Raw genomic sequence first — 21,772 nt, forward strand, 5'->3', positions numbered from 1 at the left:
CACCACGAGTTTCCACTTCCACGCTTCCGGAGTCCGGCCATGACCGTCCTCGAAACCGCCCGCCGCGCCGATTCCCCGTCGGCTTCCTCGTTCGATGGCGGGTTCGATCCCGAGTTCGGCGGCGACCTGCGCGCCGCGCCGGATTGGCGCGCCGACCTCGGCACGGCCCTGGGCTACGCCACCGCCGTCGGCGCGCTGCTGGTGCTGATGCTGCCGGCCGCGCGCGGCTCGCACGCGCTGATCGGCTGGCTGCCGCTGTGGCTGGTCGCCATGCCGGCGTTGGCGTGGTGGGCGCTCAACCGTTTCCGCCTGCCGGCGTGGGGCGAAGCGCAGGAACCGGCCGCGGCCCAGCCCGCGCGCCGTCGCCGCCGCGGCGCGATCCAGGCGCGCCGCCGCAACCGTCCGGCCGCGCCGCGGCCGTTGCCGCGGGTGGCCTGAGCGATCCGGGCGCGGGCGGCTTCGGCGCACGGCCGGCCGCCGCGGTGCGGCCGTAGCGCGGGCCACCGGCGTCCTACAGGGATGCTTCGAACCGAGGCGCCGTGGACAGGGGCGCCCCGCACCGGGCCGCTGCAAACGCATCCGCTGGCGACGGCCCCGCCGCGGACCGGCGCGACCGCCGACGACGCGGCCGCACGCGAGCGATTTCCCCGCTAGCGAAGCGGTTTTCGCGACCTCCGCCGCGGCGCCTTCAACGCGCCAGACCCGGCAACTCCCTACATGACCAAGGACAGGGCGGCCGCCCCGGCGCCCTGTGCTAGCGTGGCGGCCTTCCTATGTCCCGGAACCGCCATGCCCAAGTTGTCCCAGAGCTGTCAGTCCCTGTTGTTCGCGGCCGGCCTGGCCGTGGCCGCCAGCGCGGGCGCGGCGCCCGCCCAGGAGAAGAACGCAGTGACCGATGATCCCTACGCCTGGCTGGAAGACGTCAACGGCGCGCGCGCGATGGAGTGGGTGAAGGCGCGCAACGCCAAGACCGAGGCCGAGCTGGCCGCGACCCCGCAGTTCAAGCAGCTCGAAGCCAGCATCCTCGCCGTGCTCGATTCCACCGCCAAGATCCCGGCGGTGGAGAAGATCGGCGACTACTACTACAACTTCTGGAAGGACGCGCAGCACCAGCGCGGCCTGTGGCGCCGCACCACCCTGGCCGAGTACCGCAAGGAACAGCCGGCGTGGGAAACGGTGATCGACCTGGACGCGCTCAACCGCGAAGAGAACGAGCAGTGGGTCTGGCACGGCGCCGACTGCCTGCGGCCCGATTACCAGCGCTGCCTGGTCGCGCTGTCGCGCGGCGGCTCCGACGCCGACGTGACCCGCGAGTTCGACCTGGCCAGCAAGACCTGGGTCAAGGACGGTTTCTTCCGTCCCGAGGCCAAGGGCAGCCTGGGCTGGATCGACCGGGACCACGTCTACGTCGCCACCGATTTCGGCAAGGGCACGATGACCACCTCGGGCTACAACCGCACCGTGCGGCTGTGGACGCGCGGCACGCCGATGGCCGACGCCAAGCTGGTGTACGAGGGCAAGGACACCGACATGTCGGTGGACGCCCACCACGATCCGACCAAGGGCTTCGAGCGCGACTTCGTCCGCCGCACCCTGGCGTTCTACAACGACGAGCTGTACCTGCGCGGCAAGGACGGGAAGCTGACCAAGGTCGACCTGCCCAACTCGGCGATGAAATACGCCTATCGGCAGTGGCTGATGGTCGAGCTGCGCGATCCGTACGAGGCCGGCGGCAAGAAGTACGCGGCCGGCAGCCTGCTCGCGATCGGCTTCGACGACTTCATGGCCGGCAAGCGCGACTTCACCACCGTGTTCGCGCCGACCGACACCACCTCGCTGGCGAGCTCGGCCTGGACCCGCGACCACCTCGTGCTGAACGTGCTCGACGACGTCAAGTACAAGCTCAGCGTGCTGACCCCGGGCCCGGGCGAGTGGAAGCGCAGCGAGTTCGTCGGCGCGCCGGCGTTCGGCACCGTGACGGTGTCGGCGGTGGACAGCGACGACAGCGACGCGGTGTGGCTGTCGGCCTCGGACTACCTGACCCCGACCACGCTGGCGCTGGCGCAGATCGGCCAGAAGCCGGAAACGCTGAAGACCAACCCGAGCTATTTCGACGCGTCCAAGGACGTGATCGAGCAGCACTTCGCCTCGAGCAAGGACGGCACCCGCGTGCCGTACTTCGTGGTGCGGCCGAAGGACCTCAAGTACGACGGCAAGGCGCCGACCCTGCTGTACGGCTACGGCGGCTTCGAGATCTCGCTGACCCCGAACTACTCCGGCAGCATCGGCAAGGGCTGGCTGGAGAAGGGCGGCGTGTACGTGGTCGCCAACATCCGCGGCGGCGGCGAGTACGGCCCGCGCTGGCACCAGGCCGCGCTCAAGGCCAACCGCCACAAGGCCTACGAGGACTTCGCCGCGGTCGGCCGCGACCTGATCGCGCGCAAGATCACCTCGACCCCGCACCTGGGCGTGCAGGGCGGCAGCAACGGCGGCCTGCTCACCGGCAACATGCTGACCCAGTACCCCGAGCTGTTCGGCGCGGTGGTCGTGCAGGTGCCGCTGCTGGACATGAAGCGCTACAGCCACTTGCTGGCCGGCGCCTCGTGGATGGCCGAGTACGGCGATCCGGACACCGCCGACTGGTCGTTCGTGCAGACCTTCTCGCCGTACCACCTGTTCGACGCCAAGCGCGAGTACCCGCCGGTGATCTTCATGACCTCGACCAAGGACGACCGCGTCCATCCGGGCCATGCGCGCAAGATGGCGGCGAAGATGCTCGATGCCGGCAAGAGCAACGTGCGCTACTACGAGAACATCGAAGGCGGCCACGGCGGCGCGGCCAACAACGCCCAGTCCGCGCACATGAACGCGCTGGCCTACACCTTCCTGTGGGAGCAGCTGGCCAAGTGATCCGGCCGGCGGCGACCGCGACGGGTTCCGATCATGGACGGGCGCCTTCGGGCGCCCGTTCTTGCATCGGTGGGGCGGGTTCGCGCGAAGCGCGCAGTGCGGCCGCGACAAACGGGCTTCAAGCTGCGACGCCTCTTCCCGCCCCGTCATTCCGGCGAAAGCCGGAACCCATTTTGACCTTGTTGTTGCTTCGCTGCGTTGGCCGGAGAAGGGCAAAATCAAAATGGGTTCCGGCTTTCGCCGGAATGACGGTTCTGGAGTTGCGGGCTTGGAAAACCGAGCTTCGCGAAGCGCCGGCGCAGCCGACGGCGTGCCGCTCTCCGGCGGCCGCTCGGCCCTCGCGCTGCCGCAACCCACGTCCCAGTTCGTGTTTCCCCGCGCTCCACCCCGCGCCATTGAGGAATAATCCGGCGGACCCCATATGAAACCTTCATTCTTTACCCTAGCGGCCACGCTCCTGATGACCACGACCCTCAACGCTCCCGCCGCCGGCCTGCCCGCGCCGCCGGTCGCGGCCAAGCAGCCGCACGCCGTCAAGGCGCCGCACGGCGCGCAACGCCAGGACGAGTACTACTGGCTGCGCGACGACAAGCGCAAGAACCCGCAGATGCTGGCGTATCTCAACGCCGAGAACGCCTACGTCGACGCGGTCATGAAGCCGCTCAAGCCGCTGGAGGACAAGCTCTACGGCGAAATCGTCGGCCGCATCAAGCAGGACGACAGCTCGGTGCCGTACCGCGAGCGCGGCTTCTGGTACTACACCCGTTTCGAGACCGGCCAGGATTACCCGATCCACGCCCGCCGCAAGGGCGACATGGACGCGGCCGAACAGGTCATGCTCGACGTCAACGTCATGGCCAAGGGCAAGGACTACTTCAACGTCGGCGCGATGGAAGTCAGCCAGGACAACCGCATCCTGGCCTGGGCCGACGACGCCGTCGGCCGCCGCCAGTACGTGATCCGCTTCAAGAACCTCGACACCGGCGAGATCTATCCCGACGTCATCGAGGGCGTGTCCACCGACCTGGTCTGGGCCGACGACAACAAGACCCTGTTCTACGTCGAGAACGATCCGGAAACGCTGCTGACGGTGCGGGTCAAGAAGCACGTGCTCGGCACCCCGGCCTCCAGCGACGCGCTGGTGTACGAGGAGAAGGACGACAGCTTCTACATGGGCATCGGCCGCACCCGCGACGACGCCTACCTGTGCATCGTGGTGCACAGCACCGTGTCGAGCGAGACCCGCTGCGCGCCGGCCGCCGATCCCAGGGAGTTCGCCGTGCTCGCCCCGCGCGAGCGCGACGTCGAATACGACGCCGACCGTCTCGACGGCCGCTGGGTGATCCGCACCAACGCGCCCGGCGCCGACGGCAAGCCGGCGCCGAACTTCAAGCTGGTGACCGCGCCCGACGGCGCGCGCTCGCGCAAGGAATGGAAGGACTGGATCGCCCACCGCGACGACGTCTTCATCGAGGGCTTCGAACTGTTCGACGGTTTCACCGTGGTGTCCGAGCGCGCCGAAGCGCTCGAACGCCTGCGCCTGATCCACAAGGGCGCCGACGGCAAGGACGGCAAGGAAGAGTTCGTCAAGGCCGACGAGCCGGCGTTCTCGATGGGCCTGTCGGTCAACGCCGAACACGACACGCCGTGGCTGCGTTACACCTACACCTCGCTGACCACGCCGGCGACGACCTACGAGCTCAACACCGTCACCGGCGAGCGCAAGCTGCTCAAGCGCCAGCCGGTGATCGGCTACGACCCGGACAAGTACGTCACCGAACGCTTCTGGGCGACCGCGCGCGACGGCGTCAAGGTGCCGGTGTCGCTGGTCTACAAGAAAGGCTTCGAGAAGAACGGCAAGGCCGCGCTGCTGCAGTACGCCTACGGCAGCTACGGCATCTCCAGCGATCCGGGGTTCTCCGGCACCAACGTCAGCCTGCTCGATCGCGGCATGGTCTACGCCATCGCCCATATCCGCGGCGGCCAGGAAATGGGCCGGCAGTGGTACGACAACGGCAAGCTGTTCAAGAAGCAGAACACCTTCAACGACTTCGTCGACGTGACCGACGCGCTGGTCAAGGCCGGCTACGCCGCGCCCGACCGCGTCGCCGCGTACGGCGGCAGCGCCGGCGGCCTGCTGATGGGCGCGATCTCCAACATGGCGCCGGACAAGTACCGGGCGATCCTGTCGCAGGTGCCGTTCGTCGACGTGGTGACGACGATGCTCGACGCGAGCATCCCGCTGACCACCAACGAGTACGACGAGTGGGGCAATCCGGAGAAGAAGGATTACTACGAGTACATGCTGTCGTACTCGCCCTACGACAATCTGAAGCAGCAGGCGTATCCGGCGATGTTCGTCGGCACCGGCCTATGGGATTCGCAGGTGCAGTACTGGGAGCCGGCCAAGTACGTGGCGCGGCTGCGCACGCTCGACACCGGCAAGTACCCGGTGCTGTTCCGCACCAACATGGACGCCGGCCATGGCGGCAAGTCGGGCCGGTTCCGGCGCTATCGCGAGCAGTCGGAGATGTTCGCGTTCATGATCGACCAGTTGCGGGTGAGCCACGAGGTCGAGGCGAAGTGATTCGCCGCGATTGAGCGACGACGGGCCCGGCGCGAGCCGGGCCTGTTCGTTTGTGGGGTGGCGTCGCGATCTGAGCGAAGGGCGTCGGGCCTGAAGGCCCTCCCACAAGAGCGAAGTGCATCGGGCTTGAAGGCCCTCCCACAACTAGTGAAGAGCGTCGGGCCTGAAGCCTCTCCCACAACAGCCGCCCGCGGCCTCGGTTCGAGCGGCTGTCGTGGGAGGGGCTTCAGCCCCGACGCTCTTGTTCCAGCTCGCCGCACCCCCGCTGCAACCCCATCGCGCCACCCCGCATACTCCCGCCATGTCCGTACCCCCGCCTCCCCAGGACGCCGCCGGCCCCGCGCCGACGCCGCCCTCAGCGACCGAGGCCGCGCCGACCCCGCCGCCCGCGCGCCCCAGCCGTTTCCGCTGGGCCTGGTGGCTGCTGGCCTACGCCAGCCTCGGCCTGGGCATCGTCGGCATCGTCGTGCCGGGCCTGCCGACGGTGCCGTTCGTGCTGCTCTCGGCCTACGCCGCCGCGCGCGGCTCGCAGCGCCTGCACGCGCGGCTGCTGGCGCACCGCCAGTTCGGCCCGATGATCCGCGACTGGCAGGCGCACGGCGCGGTGAGCCGCCGGGCCAAGCGGCTGGCGGTGTCGATGATGGCGCTGTGCGCGGCGATCATGTTCCTGACCTCACCGAAATGGTGGATGGCCGCCACCGGCACCGCGATCATGACCGTGGTGGCGATCTGGCTGTGGCGTCGGCCCGAGCCGCCGGCCGGTTGAGCGCCGCGCGCGGCGCCGCCCACGACGCCCTGGTTCCGGCCTGGCGCGCCGCCGAGCCGTCGTCGCATCCAGCCTGAACCCGCACCCCGACGCCGCTCCCAGTCCCCGCGCCCCGGGTTCGTTTCGGTCACCCCCGCGGGCTACACTTCGGCCATGAATGCACGCCTCGCCCCGCTCCTGATCCCGGCCGCGCTGACCCTGGTCCTGGCCGCCTGCGGCAACAAGGGCCCGCTGGTCCTGCCGACCGCGCCGCCGCCGCCCGAGCCGCCCAAAGCCAAGCCCGGCGAAGTGCCGGTGACCATCTCCAACGCCAACGCGCCGCCGGTGGCGACCGACCCGCGCAAGAAGGGCGCGGCGGTGCCGTCGCTGGACCAGGTGCTGACCCCGCCGCCGGCCGAAGGCACGGACAAGGACAAGCAGGACGCGACCGACGGCGCCGACAAGCCGGCGCAGGACAAGTCCGCCGAGCCGGTCCCCGCCAGCGGCCAGGGCGATGGCTGAGGCCGCCGCACCGGCCGCGCCGCTGCGTTTCAGCAAGATGCACGGCGCCGGCAACGACTTCGTCGTGCTCGACCTGCGCGGCGGCGGCGTCGCGCCGGACGCGCAACTGTGCCGGCGCCTGGCCGACCGCCACGTCGGCGTGGGCTGCGACCAGATCCTCACCGTCGAAGACCCGCTCAGCGCCGGCGCGGTGGCGTCCTACCGGATCTGGAACTCCGACGGCTCGGCCTCGCAGCAATGCGGCAACGGCGCTCGCTGCATCGCCGCCTGGCTGGTGCGCGACGGCGCCGCCGCCGACGGCGACTTCGCCGTCGACAGCCCGGCCGGCCGCCATCCGGTCGCCGCGCTCGGCGAAGGCCGCTTCCGCATCGACATGGGCCGTCCCGAATTCGATCCGGCGCGGATTCCGCTGCGCGGCTACCCCGCGCGCCAGGACCAGTACGTGCTCGACGTGCACGACACCGTGATCGGCTTCGGCGCGGTGTCGATGGGCAACCCGCACGCGGTGATCGAGGTCGACGACGTCGACGCCGCGCCGGTGGAGACCATCGGGCCGATGCTGCAGTCCAGCCAGGAATTCCCCGAATCGGCCAACGTCGGCTTCGCCCAGGTGCTGGCGCCCGACCGCATCCGCCTGCGCGTGTACGAGCGCGGCGTCGGCGAGACCCTGGCCTGCGGCTCCGGCGCCTGCGCCGCCGCCGCGGTGCTGATGCAGCGCGGCCGCATCCAGCGCGAAGTCGCCGTGCAACTGCCCGGCGGCGAGCTGCGCATCGCCTGGCCCGACGCCGAGTCGACGCTGTCGATGTCGGGGCCGACCGCATTCGTGTTCGAAGGAGAGTGGAATCGATGAGCGAACGATCCGGCGACAAGCCGACCGAGCTCGGCGCCCATGAAGTCGCCGCGTGGCTGCGCCGTCACCCGCGTTTCCTGCAGCACTTCCCCGACCTGTCGATGAGCCTGGTGGTGCCGCGCGAGGAAGGTTCGGCCGCCTCGCTGGCCAGCTACCAGCTGGAAGTGCTGCGCGACAAGAACCGCGAACTCTCGCGCCGCCTGCACGAACTGTTCGGCAACGCCCAGGAGAACGAGCGCCTGGCCGTGCGCACCCACCAGCTGACCCTGGCGCTGATGCGCCAGTCCAACGCCGGCGACACTTTGCGCGCGATGGCCGCGAGCCTGGCCGAGGACTTCAACGGCGACCTGGTCCGGTTGATCGTTCTGCGCCGCTACGACGGCGTCGCCGACAGCGAGTGGTTGCAGACCATCGAGGACGGCGACGCGCGCCTGCAGCCGTTCCGCGACGCGCTCGCCGACGGCGAGCCGCTGTGCGGCCGCCTGCAGCCGGAAAAGCACGCGGTGCTGTACGCCGATCGCGCCGCCGACGTGCAGTCCACCGCGCTGTTGCCGCTGCCGGGCGTGGGCCTGATCGCGGTCGGCAGCCGCGACGCCAACCGTTTCTTCCCGGGCATGGGCACGCTGTTCCTGCGGATGATGGGCGAATCGCTCGCCGTGGCGCTGCGCCGCTTCGATTGAGCTGGGGCGGCGGCGGATGCGGCCGATGCGGCGCCGCGACGCCGCGTCCGCGCGCGGCGGAGTAGGATGCGCGGCATGAATCCGGTCGACGCCTTCCTCGATCACCTGCGGGTGGAAAAGCGCATGTCCGCGCACACCCTCGACGCCTACCGGCGCGACCTCGATGCGCTGACCGTGTGGACGTTGCAACACGCCGGCGGCGACGTGCTCGCGCTGCAGGCCGAGGACATCCGCGCCTTCATCGCCGCCGAACACCGGCGCGGCCTCACCCCCAAGAGCCTGCAGCGGCGCCTGTCCGCCTGCCGCAGCTTCTATGCCTGGCAGGTCAGGCAGGGCGCGCTGGAGGCCAGCCCGGCCGCGCCGATCCGCGCGCCCAAGGCGCCGCGCAAGCTGCCGCAGGTGCTCGATCCCGACGAAGCCAAGGCCCTGGTCGAAGTCGACACCGACGCGCCGCTGGGACTGCGCGACCGCGCGCTGCTGGAGTTGTTCTATTCCTCCGGCCTGCGCCTGAGCGAGCTGTGCGCATTGCGCTGGCGCGACCTCGATCTCGACGACGCCCTGGTCACCGTGCTCGGCAAGGGCAACAAGCAGCGCAGCGTGCCGCTGGGCTCGCACGCGCGCGCCGCGCTGGGCGAATGGCGCGCGTCCACCGGCGCGGCCAACGACGCCTTCGTGTTCCCCGGCCGCGGCGGCGCGCAGATCAGCGCGCGCGCGGTGCAACTGCGGGTGCGCGCGCTGGCCCAGCGCCAGGGTTTGTTCAAGCGCGTGCACCCGCACCTGCTGCGGCACTCCTTCGCCAGCCACATCCTGGAATCCTCCGGCGACCTGCGCGGCGTGCAGGAACTGCTGGGCCATGCGGACATCTCGACCACGCAGATCTACACCCACCTGGACTTCCAGCATCTGGCCAAGGTGTACGACGCGGCGCACCCGCGGGCCAAGCGCAAGCGCGAGGAGTGAGCGGAGAGAAGCGAGGAGTGAGCAAGAGCCTCGCGTCCCGCTTTCGCTCACTCCTCGCTTCTCTCCGCTCACTCCTCCGCCTCCGGGGGGCTTGACTGCCCGCCCGGCGCCCCCATCCAAGGGCTATCCCCCGGAGGTCGCCATGGACCCGAGTCAGAATCCCAACGTTTTCCACGCCACCACCATCGTCTCGGTCCGCCGCGACGGCCGCGTCGCCATCGCCGGCGACGGCCAGGTCACGCTCGGCCATACGGTGATGAAATCCAATGCGCGCAAGGTGCGCCGCCTGGGCCGCGACGGCCAGGTGCTGGCCGGTTTCGCCGGCGCCGCCGCCGATGCGTTCACCCTATTCGAGTTGTTCGAAGCCAAGCTCGAAAAGCACGGGCAACTGACCCGCGCCGCGGTCGAGCTGGCCAAGGATTGGCGCACCGAGCGCCGCCTCGGCAAGCTCGAAGCGCTGCTCGCGGTCGCCGACAAGGAAACCTCGCTGGTCATCAGCGGCACGGGCGATGTGATCGAACCCGAAGACGGCATCGTCGCGATCGGCTCCGGCGGCATGTACGCGCTGTCGGCCGCGCGCGCGCTGATGGCGCATAGCAGCCTCGACGCCCGCGGCATCGCCACCGAGGCGATCAACATCGCCGGCGACGTCTGCATTTACACGAATCGCAATGTAGTAGTGGAAGAGCTGTAGAAAAGAGCGGAGAGGAGTGAGAAAAAGCGGTTTCCTCGCCCCGTCTCCCGTTCATAGCGCACGCCACTCACTCCTCATTCCTCTGATCTCACTCCTGCCTCTATGAAACCCGACAACAGCCACGCCACCATGACCCCGCGCGAGATCGTGCAGGAACTGGACCGACACATCGTCGGCCAGCATTCGGCCAAGCGCGCGGTCGCCATCGCCCTGCGCAACCGCTGGCGCCGCATGCAGCTGCCCGCGGAACTGCGCAACGAGGTGATGCCCAAGAACATCCTGATGATCGGCCCGACCGGCGTCGGCAAGACCGAGATCGCGCGGCGCCTGGCGACGCTGGCGAACGCGCCGTTCGTCAAGGTCGAGGCCACCCGCTTCACCGAGGTCGGCTACGTCGGCAAGGACGTGGAGCAGATCGTGCGCGACCTGGCCGACACCGCGGTCAAGCTGTACCGCGAACAGGCCAAGGTGCGCGTGCGCGTGCAGGCCGAGGAACGCGCCGAAGACCGCATCCTCGACGCGTTGCTGCCCAAGCGCGTGCCCGGCGGTTTCGGCTTCGGTTCGGAAACCCCGGCCGCCGACCACAGCGCGCCCGACAGCGACACCCGCGCCAAGCTGCGCAAGCAACTGCGCAGCGGCGAACTGGACGAGCGCGAGATCGAGATCGAAACCGCGGTCAACCTCGGCGGCGTCGACATCATGGCGCCGCCCGGCATGGAAGAGATGGGCCAGCAGCTGCGGCAGATGTTCTCGCAGGTGTCCGGCGGCAAGACCCACAAGAAGCATCTGTCGATCAAGGCCGCGCGTCCGCAACTGATCGAAGAGGAAGCGGCCAAGCTGGTCAACGAGGACGACGTGCGCGCAGCCGCGATCGAGGCCTGCGAGCAGCACGGCATCGTCTTCATCGACGAGATCGACAAGGTCGCCAAGCGCAGCGAGGCCGGCGTGAGCGGCGGCGACGTCAGCCGCGAGGGCGTGCAGCGCGACCTGCTGCCGCTGGTGGAAGGCTCGACGGTGAGCACCAAGTACGGCGCGGTCAAGACCGACCACATCCTGTTCATCGCCTCCGGCGCGTTCCATCTGGCCAAGCCCAGCGACCTGATTCCGGAGCTGCAGGGCCGCTTCCCGATCCGGGTCGAGCTCGGCGCGCTGAGCAAGGACGATTTCGTGCGCATCCTGACCGAGCCCAAGGCGGCGCTGACCACGCAGTACGTCGAGCTGCTGCGCACCGAAGGGGTGACGCTGGAGTTCACCGGCGATGCGGTGGACCGCTTGGCCGAGATCGCCGCGCAGGTCAACGAGCGCCAGGAGAACATCGGCGCGCGGCGCCTGCACACGGTGCTGGAGCGCTTGCTCGATGTGTTGAGCTACGAGGCGCCCGATCGCGATGGGCAAGCGGTGACGATCGATAAGGCGTACGTGGACCAGCACTTGGGCGAGTTGGTGAAGGACCCGGATTTGAGCCGGTACATTCTCTGATCGCGTACAGCGGCCCTCACCCCAACCCCTCTCCCGCCAACGGGAGAGGGGCTTTGACTGCGAAGGTTGGATAGCGACGAGGCCGTTCCCTCTCCCGCTTGCGGGAGAGGGCTAGGGTGAGGGCAAACGGGACCAGCAGAAAAACAAGCGCCGTAAGGCGCTTTTTTATTGACAGTCCTCTCCCGCTTCGCGCTCTGCTACCGTGTCGCCCCATGGACGACCCCGCACCCGCACGCGCGCCACGGACCGACGCAGCACCTCCGCACTCCGCCTCGCCGCGAACCGTTCTGGTCGTCGGCGCCAACGGCTTCCTCGCCGGCTACCTCATCGCCGCCCTGCGCCGCCACGGCTGGCGTGTGCTGCGCGGCATCCGCGACGGCGGCCGCGCGCTGCGCGAGGACGAACGTCCGGCCGACCTCGCCCGCATGACCTCGCCGCAAGACTGGCGCGAGACCCTGCGCGGCGTCGACGCAGTGGTCAACGCCGCCGGCATCCTGCGCGAAACCGGCGCGCAGACGTTCCAGGCCATCCATGTCGACGGCCCGCTGGCGCTGGCGCGCGCCTGCGCCGACTGCGGCGTGCCGCGCTTCGTCCAGCTCTCGGCGTTGGGCGAACCCGCCGACGGCGAATTCATCGCCTCCAAGCACCGCTTCGACGATGAGCTGTTGAAACTGCCGCTGAGCGCGGTCGCACTGCGTCCGTCGGTGGTCTACGCGGCCTCGGGCTCCTACGGCGGCACCTCGTTGCTGCGCGCGCTGGCCGCGTTTCCGGGCCGCCAGCTGCTGCCCGGCGACGGGCGCTGGCCGTTGCAGCCGGTCGCCGCCGAGGACCTGGGCGAGATCGCCGCGCGCGCCGCGGGCGGCGCGCAATCCGGCGTTTACGAGATCGGCGGCCCGGCGCCGCTGAGCCTGCGCGAGTACCAGTCGACCTGGCGGCGCTGGCTGCGCATCGACGGCCGCGGCGCGGTGTTCTTTCCCGAAGCGCTGGTGAGCCTGCAGGTGGCGATCGGCGAACGCCTGGGCCGCGGCCCGGTCGGCGAAACTATGTGGCGCATGCTGCGTCGCGGCAACATCGCTCGCGCCGACGCGCATGCGCGCGTGCGTGCCGATTTCGGCCACGCGCCGGCGGCGCTGGCCGACGCATTGGCGGCGACGCCGAGCCAAGTGCAAGACCGCTGGCAGGCGCAGCTGTATTTCCTCGCGCCGACCTTGCGCCTGGCCATCGTCGCGCTGTGGCTGATCTCGGCCGCGGTCGGCTGGTCGACGCCGGCGGCGACGATCGAGGCGATGGTCGCCGGCTCGCCGCTGGCGGCGTGGCAGCCGGTGGCGCTGGCGCGCATCACCGGCGCGCTCGATGCGGTGTTGGCGCTGGGCCTGCTGATCGGCTGGCGGCCGCGCGCGATGCTGGGATTGATGGGGATCAGCGTACTCGCCTACACCCTGGCGTTCGGCGCGCTGCTGCCGGCGCAGTGGCTGGATCCGCTCGGCGGGCTGGCCAAGAACCTGGTGGTGCTGCCGGCGCTGGCGGTGGCGTGGGTGTTGGCGGACCGGAGATAAGACGATGGCGTACCTGTGGGTGAAGTGGATTCACGTCCTGTCCTCGACCCTGCTGTTCGGCACGGGCCTGGGCATCGCGTTCTTCTTCTGGATCGCGCACAAGCGCGGCGATGCGAAAGTCATCGCCGAGACCGCGCGCACCGTGGTCATCGCCGACGCCTGTTTCACCGCGCCGGCGGTGCTGGTGCAGTTCGGCACCGGCGTGTGGCTGGCGCTGTACCTGGGCATTCCGTGGTCGCTGTTCTGGCTCAAGACCGCGTTGATCCTGTTCTTCGTGGTCGGCGCGTGCTGGCTGCCGGTGCTGTGGCTGCAGGCGCGCGCGCGCCGGCTCGCGGCGCAGGCGGCGGCCGCGAACGCGCCGTTGCCGGCGAGCTACCACCGCACGATGTTCTGGTGGTTCTGGCTCGGCTGGCCGGCGTTCTTGAGCGTGGTGGGGATCTTCTGGTTGATGGTTTTGAAGCCAACCGCAGCGATGTAGCTCCGCCGCGGCAACCCGAAGCCGCGAACACCCGGCCTCTTTTCCAGATGGAGGCCTGCCGCTCGCAACCCCGTCATTCCGGCGAACGCCGGAATCCATTTTTTTTGCTGTTGCTTGCGCTCTTGCGAAGAAACGGCAATGGCAAGATCAAAATGGATTCCGGCGTTCGCCGGAATGACGGGTTTGTGAGGTCCCGGCTTTCGTCGGAACGACGCGTCCGAGAGGCCTCGGCGTTTGCTGGAATGACGGGCCCGCGTGGTCGACTTTCGCCCGAACAACGAACGGATTCGGCGCCGCGATCGCTCAGCGTCGCAACTCCAGGATCAGCCCCACCGCCACGAACTCGTCGCACCCCGCCAGCCGCCCTTGCCGGCGCTCGATCTCGACGAACCCCTCGGAGCGATACAGCGCGATCGCCGGGTCGTTGCCCAGCAGCGCCTGGGTCGACACCACCGGCCCGGAGTGCGCGAGCGCGTGGCGCAGCAGCGCGCGCCCGACGCCCTGGCGATAACTGTCGGGGTCCACGTACAGCCAGTTGAGCGAAGCGCGCTGGAACGCGACGAAGCCGCGCACCACGCCGTCGACTTCGGCCACGTCGAGACGGCCGTCGAACAGCCCCTCGCTGTGCGCGGTGCGCGCCAGGTTGCGGAACGCGTCGACGCTGGCGCTGCGCTGCAGTTCGTCCAGGCGCGCGCGGTCGTGGATCTGGCACAGGCGCGGCCAGTCGCTGAGCCGGTAGGCGCGGATCGACAGCGGGGCGGGAGCGGCGGCCATGTGCGGGCGATTCTGCGCCCGCTCCCGCGGCTTGCCCAGTGACGGGTGTAAGCGCCCGGCGCGCGCCGGCGCGGCTTCAGCGCGCGTCCGGCCGGCGCTGGATCAGACAGACCGCCTCGCGTCCGCCGCCCGGCTTTGGCCGGTACAGCGCGACGTAATCGCGCGCGGGGCCGGCCGAACTCCGCAGGGCGACATAGGTGGCGTCTTCGTAGCTCAGCGGCAACGCGGTGGTGGTGCGGGTCTGGAAAAACGCGTCGCCGCCGGGCAGGCCCGGCAGCGGCGCCGGCACCGCCTGCTGCAGCGGTTGGCGCCGGCTCCAGGCCGGGCTGCGCAGGTCGTCGCAGTGCGACAGCGGCGGCCGCGTGCCGTCCCATTGGCACGGAACGGCCTGCGCCGCCGCGGCGCCCGCGCGCGCCTGGAATTGCTGCGCCGACGCGCCGGGCACCACCAATAGAGGCGAGGCGTACCACTCGCCTTCGTCGCGGGCGTCGCCCAGGTACACCCGGTCGATCAGGCCGTCGTTGTCGAAGTCGAAATCGAACGCGCGCCATGCGCCGTGCGCGAACGCCAGCGCGTCCGGCATCGCCGTGCCGGCGGGCGCTTCGCTGGCGGCCACGCGGTGCAGCGGCGCGTCGGCGTCGTCGCCGCGGCGGAACGGATCGAACGCGTCCCAGCTGAGCGCCAGCTGGCGCTCGGCTTCGGCGCAGACCGGACCGCGGTCGAGCAGGCGTTGCAGGCCGTTGGGCGCGGCCGCGGCCGCGGCCTGCGCCGCCGCCTGCGCCGTCGCCGCGGCGGCGGCGTCGGGAAATTCGCCGGCGTCCACCGGCAGCGCCGCCAGCGTTTGCTCCGGCGCCAGCAGCGGCCCGCAGTCGCCGTTGCTGCAGTCGTACACGGCGTCGCCATCGACGCGGTAGGTCCATGGCGTCGGCGCGCTTTCGCAACGGCTGCGCACCTCGCGCTGGTCGGCCACGCGGCGGTCGTCCAGCCATAGCGAGAAACTCGCCGACGGCTGGCCGCTGCACGGTCCGGCCGGCGGCGGCGGTCCGGCCTGCACGCGCACGCGCAGGCTGCCGCCGTCGGCGAAGCGGCATTCGCCGCTCTGGCCCACGGCCAGGGCCAGGCTGCGCGGGCGGTCGCGGTCGCTGTCGGTGAAGGTTTCCAGCAGCGGCCGCTCGCAGCCGCCGCGCGCGGGCAGTTCGGTGCGCACCAAACTGGCCTTGCGGCCGTCCGGCGCCTGGCGGCAGATCAGCGCGATCTCGGCGGTGGCGCCGCAGTCTTGCGGCTGCGCGGCGGCCGGCGCCAGCGCGGCGGCGGCCAGCGGCAGCAGCGGCCAGAGGCGGCGCGCGCGCATGGAAATTCCGTTTTCCGCGGTCATGGCGGCGGCTCAGTCTTCGCCGATGTCCTCGTTCCAGACTTCGGGATTGGCCGCGATGTAGCCGCCGAGCAGGTCGATGCATTCCTGGTCGGCCAGGTCGATCACCTCGACCCCGCTCTCGCGCAGCCAGTCGATGCCGCCGCGGAAGTTGACCGATTCGCCGACCACCACCGTGCCGATGTTGAACTGGCGCACCAGCCCGCTGCAGTACCAGCACGGCGCCAGGGTGGTGACCATGATCGTGTCGCGGTAGCGGCGCTGGCGGCCGGCCTTGCGGAAGGCGTCGGTTTCGCCGTGCACCGAGGGATCGTTCTCCTGGATGCGGCGGTTGTGGCCGCAGCCGAGCAGGCGGCCGTCGTTGTGATAGAGCGCGGCGCCGATCGGGATGCCGCCCTCGGCGATGCCCTGGCGGGCCTCGGCGACGGCGGTGGCGAGCAGGGCGCGGTAGTCGGGGGTGGCGATCATGCGGGGCTCCGGTGCGTATCGCTGCGCAGTCTGGCGCGCCGGCGCGTCCGGGTCGAGGGGCGGCGAATCCTTTCGCGCCGCGCCGGCCTCTTATGGGTACGCGCGAAATGCGCGGGACACACTGGAGTGGAGCGATGCACTGTGCGATGCAGCGCGCGCCGTTGGCGCGCGTGTGGGAGGTGTCGGCCCGGGTCCTGGGCCTGTGGATGCTGTGGTTCGGCGCGATGCGCGCGTTCGATTTCGAGATCGCGGCCCTGGCCCAGTTCTTGAGCGCGAGCGGGCTGGCGGGGTTGGCGTCGCAGGCGGCGTGGCTGAGCCCGGCGCTGGGCGCGCTGGAATGCGCGATCGGCGCGGCGTTGCTGGTCGCGCCCGCGGGCCGTTGGCGCCGCGGCGCGGCGCTGGCCGCGATGGCGTTCTGGGGCACCGGCCTGCTGGGCTTGCTGAGCCCGGCGGCGTGGATCCACCAGCCGCCGTACGACGGTTTCCCGATGATCGGTTCGGGCCAGACCCTGCTCAAGCACCTGGGCATCGCCGGCCTCGCGCTGGGCGTGTTCGCGCACGAACGCGGCGGCGCGCGCGCGCTGTGGACGCTGTGGGCCGGGCAGTTGCTGGTGCTGGTGTGGATCGGGCTGATGAAGTTCACCCAGGTCGAAGCCGAGGGCGTGGCCGGGCTGATGCGCTCCAGCCCGCTGTTTTCCTGGCTGTACGGGCCGCTGGACGTGCAGGGCGCGTCGAACCTGATCGGCGCGGTCGAACTGGCGACCGCGGCGTCGATCGCGCTGTGGCCGTGGCGGCCGCGGCTGGCGCGCTGGGGCCTGTGGGCGGCGGTGGCGACCTATCTGCTGACCAACAGCTTCCTGTTCACCCCGCCGGGCTGGCAGCCGGGTTACGGCGCGCCGTTCGTCGGCGGTACCGGCCAGTTCCTGCTCAAGGACCTGTTGCTGCTGCTCGGCGCGCTGGCGTTGCTACGCGCGGGTGCGGCCGCGGGCCGCGGCGGATCAGCCGGCGCCGCGCCCGCGCCGTAGCAGGTCGATGTGCGGGATGCCGTCCTCGACGTAGGGCTCGGACGCGGGCTCGAACCCGTAGCGGCCGTAGTAGGCCTGCAGGTGCGATTGCGCGCCGATCTGGATGTCGGCGCCGGGCCAGCGCCGCTCGATCTCGATCAGCGCCGCCTCCAGCAGCGGCCCGCCGAGGCGCTGGCCGCGGAACTCCGCCGCGGTCAGCACCCGGCCGAAGCTGACCTGGGGATAGCTCAGGCCGGCCGGCAGGATGCGCAGATAGGCCGCCAGCCGGCCGTCGCCGGCGCGGCCCATCAGGTGCACCGCCTCGGGATGGCGGTCCTTGCCGTCGGGATCGAGGTAGACGCAGTCCTGCTCGATCACGAACACCTGCGAGCGCAGTTGCAGCAGCTCATAGAGCTCGTCGAGGCTGAGGTCGGCGTAGCGCTTGGCTTGCCAGGTCACGGTCGCGGTCATCCCCGCATCATGCCAAAGCGGGCGGCCGGCGGAGCGGGGCGGGGCTAATCCTTTTGGGGGATTTTTCCCGCGGGAAGGAGGACTTTCGTGGGAGGGCCTTCAGGCCCGATGCTTTGGTCGCAGGTCGCCTCGGTCCGAAACAAAAGCATCGGGCCTGAAGGCCCTGCCACCAGGGCAAAGCCCCGGCCCGGCGGCCATGCGATAATCGCGCCCATGAACGAATCCAAGCCCCAGACCGACGACACCACCCACTTCGGTTTCCGCGACGTGCCGCGCGAACAGAAGCGCAAGTTGGTCGGCGAAGTGTTCTCCTCGGTCGCCGGCAACTACGACCTGATGAACGACCTGATGAGCCTGGGCATCCATCGGGTCTGGAAGCGCTACTTCACCGCCACCGCCCAGGTCCGCCGCGGCGACCGCGTGCTCGACCTGGCCGGCGGCACCGGCGACATCGCCGCGCTGTTGCGCGACCGCGTCGGCGACAGCGGCAGCATCGTGCTGGGCGACATCAACTACGACATGCTCAAGGTCGGCCGCGACCGCATGACCGACCGCGGCCGCGTGTCCGGCTTCGAATACGTGCAGTGCAACGCCGAGGCGCTGCCGTTCCCGGACGCCAGCTTCGACCTGGTCACCATCGCCTTCGGCCTGCGCAACGTCACCGACAAGGACGCCGCGCTGCGCGAGATGCTGCGCGTGCTCAAGGTCGGCGGCCAGGCGCGGGTGCTGGAGTTCTCGGAAGTGAAGGCCGACTGGTTCAAGCCGATCTACGACTTCCACTCGTTCAACGTGCTGCCGAAGCTGGGCAAGCTGTTCGCCAACGACAGCGAGAGTTACCGCTACCTGGCCGAGAGCATCCGCAAGCATCCGCCGCAGGACGAACTCAAGCGGATGATGGTCGATGCCGGATTCGCGCGGGTGGACTACAAGAACCTGTCGGCGGGGATCTGCGCGGTGCATACGGGCTACAAGGCCTGACGCGTTCGCGGTTCGCGCAGACCAAAACGCCGGGCATCGCCCGGCGTTTTTTGTTGCGGCGGGCGTTTGTCGGGGCATGGCGCTGAAGTCTCTGGATCCCCGCGTTTGCGGACATCCAGGGCTTCACCGCGACGAAACTCGTGGGAGGCGCTTCAGCCCCGACGCCTTCCGCTCGAATCGCCGCGAACCGGCATCGAGACCTGCGCCCCACCGCGTATCAGGCCGAAAACCCGCCATCCACCGAAATCTGCGTGCCGGTGATGAACGCGCCGCCCGGCCCCGCCAGATGCGCCACGGTCGCGGCGATGTCGTCGGCAGTGCCGAACTCGCCCAGGGGCAAGCCGCCGCGCTGGTGGTCGGCGCCTTCGCCGTCGGCCGGATTCATGTCGGTGTCGATCGGCCCCGGCTGCACCGTGTTGACGGTGATCCCGCGCGGGCCGAGGTCCTGCGCCAGGCCCTTGCTGAGCCCGACCACCGCGGCCTTGCTCAGCGAGTACAGCGCCATCCCCGGCGCGCCGACGCGTTCGCCCAGGCAACTGCCGATGGTGACGATGCGGCCGCCGCGCGGCAGGTGCTTGGACGCCGCCTGCGCCGCCACGAACGGCGCGCGCACGTGGATCGCCATGACCCGCTCGTAGTTCTCCAGCGATTCGTCCTCGAACGGGCCGTAGGTCCAGACCCCGGCGTTGTTGACCAGGATGTCGAGCCCGCCGAGTTCGGCCACGGTGCGCTCGACCGCGGCGGTCACCGCCTGCGCGTCGGCGCTGTCGGCGGCGATGGCGATCGCGCGGCGGCCGTCGGCGCGGATCTGCGCGGCGAGGTCCTCGGCGCGCTGGGCGGAGCTGACATAGGTGATCGCCACGTCGGCGCCGTCGGCGGCGAGACGGCGGGCGATGGCGGCGCCGATGCCGCGGCTGGCGCCGGTGACGAGAGCGACTTTGCCTGCGAGAGGAAGGGTCATGTCTAAAGTTCCGAATGATGGAATAACGGTACAAGGCTAGCCGGGCTGCGACCGTCGCGCCAGTGCGCGTGGCCGGGACGCTGCATATCGTGGCGCGCATCGCAGACCGTCCGGCGGGGCGGGCCCGATCCGGATTCTGCCCGCCCGCGGCGCACCCGTTCCGGGCCGGTCGCGCGCCCGCGCCGATGCCGGTCCGCCGCCGCGGCGCCGCGCGAGCGCCGCCCGCGCCGACTGCCAAGATGCACAAGCCCCGGCCCGGGGCGAGGCGCTACACTCGGCCATTCACCGGCTTCCGTGGTTTTCCGATGCGCATTTCGACCCTCTCCGTCTGTCTCGTCGCGGCCCTCGCCGCCGCCGGCTGCTCGCGCGAATCCGCGCCGGCCGCCGATTCCAGCAAGCCCGCCGCGACCCCGGAGGCCAAAGTGAGCGACACCGCCGTTGCCGCGGCCGACCGCGACGAACACTCCTACGCCCAGCCCGACCTGGTCCGCATCGACGACCTCGCGCTGGAGCTGAAGGTCGATTTCGCCGCCAAGACCCTGGCCGGCAGCGCCACCTACACGCTCGACTGGACCGATCCCAAGGCCAACCAGCTGGTGCTGGACACCCGCGACCTCAAGATCGACAAGGTCACCGGCGAAAGCGCCGACGGCAAGTGGCAGGACCTCACGTTCGCCCTGGCCGAGGCCGACAAGACCCTCGGCAGCAAGCTCACCATCGACGCGCCGCAGCGCAACAAGCGCATCCGCGTGGCCTACCTCACGTCGCCGGGCGCGTCCGGCCTGCAGTGGCTGGAGCCGTCGATGACCGAGGGCAAGAAGCAGCCCTTCATGTTCAGCCAGTCGCAGCAGATCCACGCGCGTTCGTGGGTACCGCTGCAGGATACGCCGAGCGTGCGCTTCACCTACACCGCGCACGTGACCGCGCCGAACGACGCGATGGTGCTGATGAGCGCCGACAACGATCCGAAGGCGGCGCGCGACGGCGACTACAGCTTCAAGATGCCGCAGAAGATCCCGTCGTACCTGCTCGCCATCGCCGCCGGCGACCTGAGCTTCCAGCCGATCTCCAACCGCAGCGGCGTGTGGGCCGAGCCGGCGATGGTCAAGAAGGCCGCGACCGAATTCGCCGACACCGAAAAGATGATGGAGACCACCGAGAAGCTCTACGGTCCCTATCGCTGGGAGCGCTACGACATCCTGGTGCTGCCGCCGTCGTTCCCGTACGGCGGCATGGAGAACCCGCGCCTGACCTTCGCCACCCCGACCGTGATCGTCGGCGACAAGTCGCTGGTGTCGCTGGTCGCGCACGAACTCGCGCACAGCTGGTCGGGCAACCTGGTCACCTTCAGCAGCAGCAAGGACGGCTGGCTCAACGAAGGCTTCACCAGCTACGTCGAGAACCGCATCGTCGAGTCGCTGTACGGCAAGGAGCGCGCCGACATGGAGAACGTGATCGGCCGCAACGAACTGGCCGCCGAGTTCAAGACCATCGATCCCAAGCTGCAGGCGCTGGCGCTGAAGCCGGGCACGCTGAAGGATCCCGACGACGCCTCCAGCGCGACCGTCTACACCAAGGGCGCGTGGTTCCTGCAGTTCCTCGAACAGCGCTACGGCCGCGAGGTGTTCGACCCGTTCCTGCGCAGCTACTTCGACCACTTCGCGTTCCAGTCGATCCCGACCACCAAGTTCGTCGAATACGCCAAGGCCAACCTGCTGGCCAAGCACCCGGGCAAGGTCAGCGAGGCCGAGCTGGACGAGTGGATCTACGGCCCGGGCATCCCGAAGTCGGCGCCGGCGACGGTGTCGCCGCGCTTCGACGCGGTCGACGCCGCGCGCAAGGCCTGGGTCGACGGCGGCACGCTGCCCGCGGCCGCGGCGTCCGCGAAGTGGAGCACGCAGGAGTGGGTGCACTTCATCGAGGGCATGCCCGAAACGCTCAGCGTCGAGCAGCTCAAGGCGCTGGACGCGGCCTACAAGTTCACCGGCACGCCGAACGGCGAGATCGCCCAGCGCTGGTATCCGCTGACGGTGCGCAGCGGTTACCACGATGCCGACAAGGCGATCGCCGCGTTCCTGGAAAAGATCGGCCGGCGCAAGCTGATCATGCCGACCTACACCGAACTGGCGAAAACCCCCGAAGGCCTGAAGCTGGCCGAGGACACCTTCGCCAAGGCCAAGCCGGGCTACCACCCGATCACCACCGGTTCGGTCGAGGCGGTCATCGCCAAGGCCAAGCCGGCGCCGGCCGCGGCGGCGGGCCAGTAAGCGCGCAGGGCGCATG

General features: G+C 70.1%; 20 protein-coding genes and 2 pseudogenes. 15 read left to right on the plus strand and 7 right to left on the minus strand.

The genetic code is table 11. The features are described from left to right. Positions 1-39: 39 nt before the first annotated feature. The 3 genes from RDV84_RS10465 (at position 40) to RDV84_RS10475 (ending at position 5,497) form a co-directional block, all read left to right on the plus strand. On the plus strand, positions 40-438 hold the full coding sequence (locus RDV84_RS10465) for a hypothetical protein (RefSeq protein ID WP_309153365.1): 399 nt from the start codon (positions 40-42) through the stop codon (positions 436-438). 351 nt (positions 439-789) lie between these two features. Then, a complete protein-coding gene (locus RDV84_RS10470) occupies positions 790-2,910 on the plus strand; it encodes a prolyl oligopeptidase family serine peptidase (RefSeq protein WP_309153366.1) in 2,121 nt (706 codons plus the stop codon). Positions 2,911-3,331: 421 nt separating this feature from the next. Further along, entirely contained in the window at positions 3,332-5,497 is a 2,166-nt protein-coding gene (locus RDV84_RS10475; protein WP_309153367.1) for a S9 family peptidase, read from the plus strand. 144 nt (positions 5,498-5,641) lie between these two features. Here the strand turns inward: RDV84_RS10475 and RDV84_RS26190 are convergent, their stop codons facing one another. Then, a complete protein-coding gene (locus tag RDV84_RS26190; RefSeq protein ID WP_425606283.1) occupies positions 5,642-5,800 on the minus strand; it encodes a DUF6053 domain-containing protein in 159 nt (52 codons plus the stop codon). On the opposite strand from RDV84_RS26190, the gene RDV84_RS10480 reads away from it, so the two are divergent. From RDV84_RS10480 to RDV84_RS10520, 9 genes are all read left to right on the plus strand, one after another. Beyond that, entirely contained in the window at positions 5,799-6,263 is a 465-nt protein-coding gene (locus tag RDV84_RS10480) for a YbaN family protein (protein ID WP_309153368.1), read from the plus strand. The two genes, RDV84_RS26190 and RDV84_RS10480, sit on opposite strands and share 2 nt — an antisense overlap. A 153-nt stretch (positions 6,264-6,416) precedes the next feature. After that, positions 6,417-6,764 carry an LPS translocon maturation chaperone LptM gene (gene lptM / locus RDV84_RS26195; RefSeq protein WP_057949129.1) on the plus strand — a complete coding sequence of 116 codons (348 nt, stop codon included), beginning with the start codon at positions 6,417-6,419 and terminating at the stop codon, positions 6,762-6,764. Next, positions 6,757-7,614 carry a diaminopimelate epimerase gene (dapF, locus tag RDV84_RS10490; protein ID WP_078995905.1) on the plus strand — a complete coding sequence of 286 codons (858 nt, stop codon included), beginning with the start codon at positions 6,757-6,759 and terminating at the stop codon, positions 7,612-7,614. Before lptM ends, dapF begins: the two co-directional genes overlap by 8 nt. Next, the gene (locus RDV84_RS10495; RefSeq protein ID WP_057949127.1) at positions 7,611-8,294 is read left to right on the plus strand and encodes a DUF484 family protein; all 684 of its coding nucleotides are present in this window, start codon (positions 7,611-7,613) and stop codon (positions 8,292-8,294) included. Before dapF ends, RDV84_RS10495 begins: the two co-directional genes overlap by 4 nt. A 75-nt stretch (positions 8,295-8,369) precedes the next feature. Next, a complete protein-coding gene (xerC, locus tag RDV84_RS10500) occupies positions 8,370-9,254 on the plus strand; it encodes a tyrosine recombinase XerC (RefSeq protein WP_078995904.1) in 885 nt (294 codons plus the stop codon). A gap of 142 nt (positions 9,255-9,396) precedes the next feature. Then, on the plus strand, positions 9,397-9,948 hold the full coding sequence (hslV, locus tag RDV84_RS10505) for an ATP-dependent protease subunit HslV (protein ID WP_057949125.1): 552 nt from the start codon (positions 9,397-9,399) through the stop codon (positions 9,946-9,948). Between the two features lie 102 nt (positions 9,949-10,050). Continuing rightward, positions 10,051-11,427, plus strand: a complete 1,377-nt coding sequence (gene hslU, locus RDV84_RS10510; protein WP_309153369.1) for an ATP-dependent protease ATPase subunit HslU — start codon at positions 10,051-10,053, stop codon at positions 11,425-11,427. A 212-nt stretch (positions 11,428-11,639) separates the two neighbouring features. After that, complete coding sequence (locus RDV84_RS10515) at positions 11,640-12,983, plus strand: SDR family oxidoreductase (protein WP_309153370.1); 1,344 nt, start codon at positions 11,640-11,642, stop codon at positions 12,981-12,983. A gap of 4 nt (positions 12,984-12,987) precedes the next feature. Next, a complete protein-coding gene (locus tag RDV84_RS10520) occupies positions 12,988-13,461 on the plus strand; it encodes a DUF2269 family protein (RefSeq protein ID WP_309153371.1) in 474 nt (157 codons plus the stop codon). Positions 13,462-13,764: 303 nt separating this feature from the next. Here the strand turns inward: RDV84_RS10520 and RDV84_RS10525 are convergent, their stop codons facing one another. From RDV84_RS10525 to RDV84_RS10535, 3 genes are all read right to left on the minus strand, one after another. After that, entirely contained in the window at positions 13,765-14,235 is a 471-nt protein-coding gene (locus RDV84_RS10525; RefSeq protein ID WP_309153372.1) for a GNAT family N-acetyltransferase, read from the minus strand. Positions 14,236-14,311: 76 nt separating this feature from the next. Next, entirely contained in the window at positions 14,312-15,586 is a 1,275-nt protein-coding gene (locus tag RDV84_RS10530; protein WP_309153373.1) for a hypothetical protein, read from the minus strand. Between the two features lie 33 nt (positions 15,587-15,619). Next, positions 15,620-16,075 carry a nucleoside deaminase gene (locus tag RDV84_RS10535; RefSeq protein WP_057949121.1) on the minus strand — a complete coding sequence of 152 codons (456 nt, stop codon included), beginning with the start codon at positions 16,073-16,075 and terminating at the stop codon, positions 15,620-15,622. Between the two features lie 488 nt (positions 16,076-16,563). On the opposite strand from RDV84_RS10535, the pseudogene RDV84_RS26200 reads away from it, so the two are divergent. After that, positions 16,564-17,037 (plus strand): annotated as a pseudogene (locus RDV84_RS26200) (DUF417 family protein); the annotation flags it as partial. Between the two features lie 35 nt (positions 17,038-17,072). Here RDV84_RS26200 and RDV84_RS10545 read toward each other — a convergent pair. Then, positions 17,073-17,550 (minus strand): annotated as a pseudogene (locus RDV84_RS10545) (GNAT family N-acetyltransferase); the annotation flags it as partial. A gap of 44 nt (positions 17,551-17,594) precedes the next feature. Next, complete coding sequence (locus tag RDV84_RS26205) at positions 17,595-17,765, minus strand: DUF6053 domain-containing protein (protein WP_425606282.1); 171 nt, start codon at positions 17,763-17,765, stop codon at positions 17,595-17,597. Between RDV84_RS26205 and ubiE the strand changes: the two genes are divergently transcribed. Continuing rightward, positions 17,764-18,528 carry a bifunctional demethylmenaquinone methyltransferase/2-methoxy-6-polyprenyl-1,4-benzoquinol methylase UbiE gene (ubiE, locus tag RDV84_RS10550; RefSeq protein WP_250449067.1) on the plus strand — a complete coding sequence of 255 codons (765 nt, stop codon included), beginning with the start codon at positions 17,764-17,766 and terminating at the stop codon, positions 18,526-18,528. The genes RDV84_RS26205 and ubiE overlap by 2 nt on opposite strands. A gap of 217 nt (positions 18,529-18,745) precedes the next feature. Here the strand turns inward: ubiE and RDV84_RS10555 are convergent, their stop codons facing one another. Then, positions 18,746-19,489, minus strand: coding sequence for an SDR family NAD(P)-dependent oxidoreductase (locus RDV84_RS10555; RefSeq protein ID WP_309153375.1), 744 nt, complete (start codon positions 19,487-19,489; stop codon positions 18,746-18,748). Between the two features lie 305 nt (positions 19,490-19,794). On the opposite strand from RDV84_RS10555, the gene RDV84_RS10560 reads away from it, so the two are divergent. Then, complete coding sequence (locus RDV84_RS10560; RefSeq protein ID WP_309153376.1) at positions 19,795-21,756, plus strand: M1 family metallopeptidase; 1,962 nt, start codon at positions 19,795-19,797, stop codon at positions 21,754-21,756. Positions 21,757-21,772 lie beyond the last annotated feature (16 nt).

Source organism: Lysobacter yananisis (assembly GCF_031199375.1).
Classification (GTDB): Bacteria; Pseudomonadota; Gammaproteobacteria; order Xanthomonadales; family Xanthomonadaceae; genus Lysobacter; species Lysobacter yananisis.

Coding starts and splice junctions, on each gene's coding strand:
- RDV84_RS10465 (WP_309153365.1), top strand. CDS start 40: ATGACCGTCCTCGAAACCGCCCGCCGCGCCGATTCCCCGTCGGCTTCC.
- RDV84_RS10470 (WP_309153366.1), top strand. CDS start 790: ATGCCCAAGTTGTCCCAGAGCTGTCAGTCCCTGTTGTTCGCGGCCGGC.
- RDV84_RS10475 (WP_309153367.1), top strand. CDS start 3,332: ATGAAACCTTCATTCTTTACCCTAGCGGCCACGCTCCTGATGACCACG.
- RDV84_RS10480 (WP_309153368.1), top strand. CDS start 5,799: ATGTCCGTACCCCCGCCTCCCCAGGACGCCGCCGGCCCCGCGCCGACG.
- RDV84_RS26190 (WP_425606283.1), bottom strand. CDS start 5,800: ATGGCGGGAGTATGCGGGGTGGCGCGATGGGGTTGCAGCGGGGGTGCG.
- lptM (WP_057949129.1), top strand. CDS start 6,417: ATGAATGCACGCCTCGCCCCGCTCCTGATCCCGGCCGCGCTGACCCTG.
- dapF (WP_078995905.1), top strand. CDS start 6,757: ATGGCTGAGGCCGCCGCACCGGCCGCGCCGCTGCGTTTCAGCAAGATG.
- RDV84_RS10495 (WP_057949127.1), top strand. CDS start 7,611: ATGAGCGAACGATCCGGCGACAAGCCGACCGAGCTCGGCGCCCATGAA.
- xerC (WP_078995904.1), top strand. CDS start 8,370: ATGAATCCGGTCGACGCCTTCCTCGATCACCTGCGGGTGGAAAAGCGC.
- hslV (WP_057949125.1), top strand. CDS start 9,397: ATGGACCCGAGTCAGAATCCCAACGTTTTCCACGCCACCACCATCGTC.
- hslU (WP_309153369.1), top strand. CDS start 10,051: ATGAAACCCGACAACAGCCACGCCACCATGACCCCGCGCGAGATCGTG.
- RDV84_RS10515 (WP_309153370.1), top strand. CDS start 11,640: ATGGACGACCCCGCACCCGCACGCGCGCCACGGACCGACGCAGCACCT.
- RDV84_RS10520 (WP_309153371.1), top strand. CDS start 12,988: ATGGCGTACCTGTGGGTGAAGTGGATTCACGTCCTGTCCTCGACCCTG.
- RDV84_RS10525 (WP_309153372.1), bottom strand. CDS start 14,235: ATGGCCGCCGCTCCCGCCCCGCTGTCGATCCGCGCCTACCGGCTCAGC.
- RDV84_RS10530 (WP_309153373.1), bottom strand. CDS start 15,586: ATGCGCGCGCGCCGCCTCTGGCCGCTGCTGCCGCTGGCCGCCGCCGCG.
- RDV84_RS10535 (WP_057949121.1), bottom strand. CDS start 16,075: ATGATCGCCACCCCCGACTACCGCGCCCTGCTCGCCACCGCCGTCGCC.
- ubiE (WP_250449067.1), top strand. CDS start 17,764: ATGAACGAATCCAAGCCCCAGACCGACGACACCACCCACTTCGGTTTC.
- RDV84_RS26205 (WP_425606282.1), bottom strand. CDS start 17,765: ATGGGCGCGATTATCGCATGGCCGCCGGGCCGGGGCTTTGCCCTGGTG.
- RDV84_RS10555 (WP_309153375.1), bottom strand. CDS start 19,489: ATGACCCTTCCTCTCGCAGGCAAAGTCGCTCTCGTCACCGGCGCCAGC.
- RDV84_RS10560 (WP_309153376.1), top strand. CDS start 19,795: ATGCGCATTTCGACCCTCTCCGTCTGTCTCGTCGCGGCCCTCGCCGCC.